The organism is Streptomyces oryzae, from assembly GCF_017676365.1.
Taxonomy (GTDB): Bacteria; Actinomycetota; Actinomycetes; order Streptomycetales; family Streptomycetaceae; genus Streptomyces; species Streptomyces oryzae.
In genome coordinates this window covers 1-3,607 of record NZ_JADKMA010000345.1, presented here as the reverse complement: position 1 = coordinate 3,607, position 3,607 = coordinate 1, and the positions used below count along the sequence as shown (strand labels likewise).

Below are 3,607 nucleotides of genomic sequence, written 5' to 3'. Positions count from 1 at the left end.
GGGGCGCGGGCAGGGAGCCGGGGTCGCGCGGGTCGTGCCCGGCCAGTACGGCCAGGACCTGCGCCGCGTCCTCGACGGTACGGGTGAGCGGTCCGACGTGGTCCAGCGACCAGGACAGCGAGGTGACTCCGTGCCGGGGGACGAGGCCGTAGGTCGGCTTGAGGCCGACGATGCCGTTCAGCGCTGCGGGCACCCGGATCGAGCCGCCGGTGTCGGTGCCCAGGGCGAAGGTCGCCGCGCCGGACGCCACGGCGACGGCCGAACCGCCGCTCGACCCGCCCGCGACCCGCCGCTGGTCCCAGGCGTTCCGCGTCTGCGGAGTGGTGAGCCCGTAGGCGAACTCGTGCGTATGGGTCTTGCCCACCAGCGCAGCGCCCGCGGCCCGCAGCCGCGCGGCGACGGTGCTGTCGGTGCGGGCGCGGTGGCTTCCGCGTACCCGGGAGCTGCCGGTGGTCGCCGTCCCGGCCACGTCGATCATGTCCTTCAGGCCCAGGGGGATCGCGGGGAACCGGCCCGGGTCGCGGCCTGCCGCCAGCGCGCGCTCGGCCCGGCGCGCCGCGTCGCGGGCCCGCTCGGCGGTCACCGTCACATAGGCCCCGAGGTGCGGCTCGGTCTGCTCGATACGGGCCAGCACCGCGTCCACCAGCTCGACGGGGGATATCCGCCGGGCCCGGATCTGCTCGGTGGCGGCGGTGAGGGAGAGCTCATACGGCTGCATCGGGATCCTCCTTTCCGGTGGGCTCACCTGCGGCGTCGCGTGCAATCCCACCCGGGAAGTCTGCTGGGACGTCTCCTGGGACGTCGCCGGTTGTGCCGTCGGCGCGATAGGCGGTCGCGGGCGGGGTGTCGCCGAAGTCCAGCTCGCGCAGGACGGAGACGACGGAGTGGATGTGGTCGGCGGTGGCGGCGACCAGGGCGTGCCGGTCGTCGGGCAGCAGAAGTCCGGTGCGGGCGGCCCACTTTGCCGCTTCCGGCGGTGTGAGGACGGCAGCTGACATGAGTGCTCTCTCCGGTCGGGCGGAAGATGCGAATCGGCAAAAGCTAAACCTTTGCGTTAGCTGCACGATACGGGCTACGGTGGCTTAATGCAAAGCATTAGCTTTAAATCCACGGAAGGCCCGACAGCGATCCCCTCCTGGCAGGTGGGAGACCTCACGCTCCACCGCGTGGACGAGATCCCCCTGCCGCCCGCGACCGGGAACTGGCTGCTGCCCGACGCCACCCCGCAGGTCGTCGCCCGGCACGACTGGCTACGGCCCGACTTCGCCGACCACGAGGGCGTCCTGCGGCTGGCCAGCCACAGCTTCGCGTTCTCGGCCGGCGGGCTGCGGGTCGTGGTCGACACCGGCATCGGCAACGGCAAGACGCGCGCCAACCCGGCCTGGCACGACCTGCGCACCGACTACCTCCAGCGCCTCACGGCAGCCGGATTCCCGCCCGACGCGGTCGACCTGGTGATCCTCACCCATCTGCACACCGACCACGTCGGCTGGAACACCCACCGGGCCGCCGACGGCACATGGGCCCCAACGTTCCCGAACGCCCGCTATCTCACCTCGCACGCCGAGCGGGAGTTCTGGGCCGGATACGCGATGGACGAGGCGCGGGCGCAGATGTTCCGCGACTCCGTGCAGCCAGTGGAGGAGGCCGGACTGCTGGACCTCGTCCACCTGCCGGACGAGGGGCTGGAGGTCGCCCCGGGTCTGCGGCTGCTGCCCACCCCCGGACACACCCCGGGCCACCTGGCGGTCCGGCTCGACAGCCGCGGTGCGAGCGCGCTGATCACCGGTGACTGCGTGCACCACCCGGTCCAGCTGCCGGAGCCCGGCATCACCAGCTGTGCCGACATCGACCCCGCGCAGGCCGGGACCACCAGGCGGGCCCTGCTCGCCGCCCTCGTCGGCACCGGCACCCTGGTGCTGGGCACCCACTTCCCGCCACCCACCGCCGGGCAGGTCAGCGGCGACGCCGACGGCGGCTACCGACTGGTCCCGGTCCACCCGAACCCACCGGCAGCCGGGGCGGATTGAGAGGGCTCAGGCGACCGTACGCACCGTTGCGCTGCGCAGCGCTTCCCGCAGCCGGTCGCGGGCCGCCGTCTGGGCGGCGATCCGGACCTCCAGAACGGCGAGCCGCTGCTGCGCGATGCGCAGGCCCTCCGGAGAGGGCGGGGTGGCGGCCATGTCACCGTCCAGACAGGTGACGAAGCAGCCGACATCCTCCAAGGTGAGCCCGGCGTCCAGCAGATAGCGGATGTTGCGGACGCGGATCTCGGCGGCGGCGTCGTAGACGCGGTAGCCGTTCGCCGCGCGCCGGGAGGTGAGCAGCCCGGCCTGCTCGTAATGGCGCAGCGCCCGCGCTGTCGTCCCCGTACGCCGTGCCAGCTCCCCGATCCGCATGCTGCCACCACCTCCCGGAGGGAGTCCTATTCACGGCGCAGGACCCGGAGCTCACCCCACCACCGCGCCGCCGTCCACCGGCAGTACGACGCCGGTGACGAACGACGCCTCGGGCGCGGCCAGTCCGGCAATGGCCCAGGCCACCTCCTCCGGCCTGCCGACGCGGCCCAGTGGCGTGTGGGCGATCTGCCACTCACGGACCGCCCGGCGCTGCTCGGGGCTGAGGCCGCGGTGTTCGCCGATGGGGGTCTCGATGGCGCCGGGCGCGACGGCGGACACCCGGATGCCGTGCGGCGCCAGCTCGACGGCCCAGCTGCGGGTCAGCAGTTCGAGGGCGGTTTTCGACGCGGCGTAGAGGGAGTTGCCCGGCCAGGCGCGCTGGCCGATGGACGTACTGACGTTGATGACGACGCCGCCCGCGGGAGCCGACTTGAGCGCGGGCAGCGCGGCCTGGGTCAGCAGCACGGGCGCGGTGAGGTTGGTGGCGAGCTGCGCCTCGATGCTCGCACGGGTGTAGTCGCCCAGGGTCTCGCCGCGGACGATGCCGGCGTTGTTGACGAGTACATCGAGCCGACCGGTCGCCTCCAGCGCGGCAACCACGATGCGCTCGGGCGCGTCCTCCTCGGTGAGGTCGGCGGCGAACGGGGTGATGGCGCCGGCGCCCGGCTCCCCCGCGGTCTCCTCCAGCGGTGCGGTACGGCGGCCCACGGCCAGCACATGTGCCCCCTGCGCGGCGAAGGCGCGCGCAGTGGCCCGGCCGATTCCGGTTCCGGCACCGGTGACGACGACGGTGCGGGGCTGCTGGTCAGGGGCCTGTGGTGCGGTGTTCGTCTCGGTCATGCCCGCATCCTCGGACCCTGCCGCCAACGTCAAGGTCAAGCCGGTACGGGGCCCGGCAGCACGCACCGTTCCCCGGTGGGGATGCTCCGCGGCGAATCACCCGGAATCTACGCGTCCCGCCCGACAACCCCGACCGCACTCTCCGCACTTCTTATGGGGAAGTGAACAGCCAGGCACGCAGAGTGCTCATATGGCTTAAGGTCTGGGAAGTCGGCGCATCTCCCCAAAAACGGACGGGGGCGGGTGCGCCGTGGGGGTTCCGCGTACCTGGGGGGGTTCATGCGGCGCGACTCTGCGTTCGTGTCCGAGGTGGGGAGACCGGCCGAGCCGGGGATGGGGAGAAGCGGCAGGGGCAGGCGGGGAAGCAG

4 protein-coding genes and 1 pseudogene are annotated in these 3,607 nt (G+C 72.7%); 1 reads left to right on the top strand and 4 read right to left on the bottom strand.

Translation table 11 applies throughout. The annotated features are described in order from the left end of the window. Together ITI46_RS33760 and ITI46_RS33755 are read right to left on the bottom strand one after the other, a co-directional pair. Positions 1-718: amidase (locus ITI46_RS33760; RefSeq protein WP_209243764.1), on the bottom strand; the 718-nt coding region annotated here is incomplete at its 3' end. A gap of 100 nt (positions 719-818) precedes the next feature. Further along, a pseudogene (locus tag ITI46_RS33755) lies at positions 819-998 on the bottom strand (hypothetical protein); the annotation flags it as partial. A gap of 87 nt (positions 999-1,085) precedes the next feature. Between ITI46_RS33755 and ITI46_RS33750 the strand changes: the two are divergent. Next, the gene (locus tag ITI46_RS33750; protein ID WP_209243763.1) at positions 1,086-2,030 is read left to right on the top strand and encodes an MBL fold metallo-hydrolase; all 945 of its coding nucleotides are present in this window, start codon (positions 1,086-1,088) and stop codon (positions 2,028-2,030) included. 6 nt (positions 2,031-2,036) lie between these two features. Here the strand turns inward: ITI46_RS33750 and ITI46_RS33745 are convergent, their stop codons facing one another. Next, a complete protein-coding gene (locus ITI46_RS33745) occupies positions 2,037-2,399 on the bottom strand; it encodes a MerR family transcriptional regulator (protein ID WP_209243762.1) in 363 nt (120 codons plus the stop codon). A gap of 51 nt (positions 2,400-2,450) precedes the next feature. Beyond that, complete coding sequence (locus tag ITI46_RS33740; RefSeq protein ID WP_209243761.1) at positions 2,451-3,239, bottom strand: SDR family NAD(P)-dependent oxidoreductase; 789 nt, start codon at positions 3,237-3,239, stop codon at positions 2,451-2,453. Between the last annotated feature and the right edge of the window lie 368 nt (positions 3,240-3,607).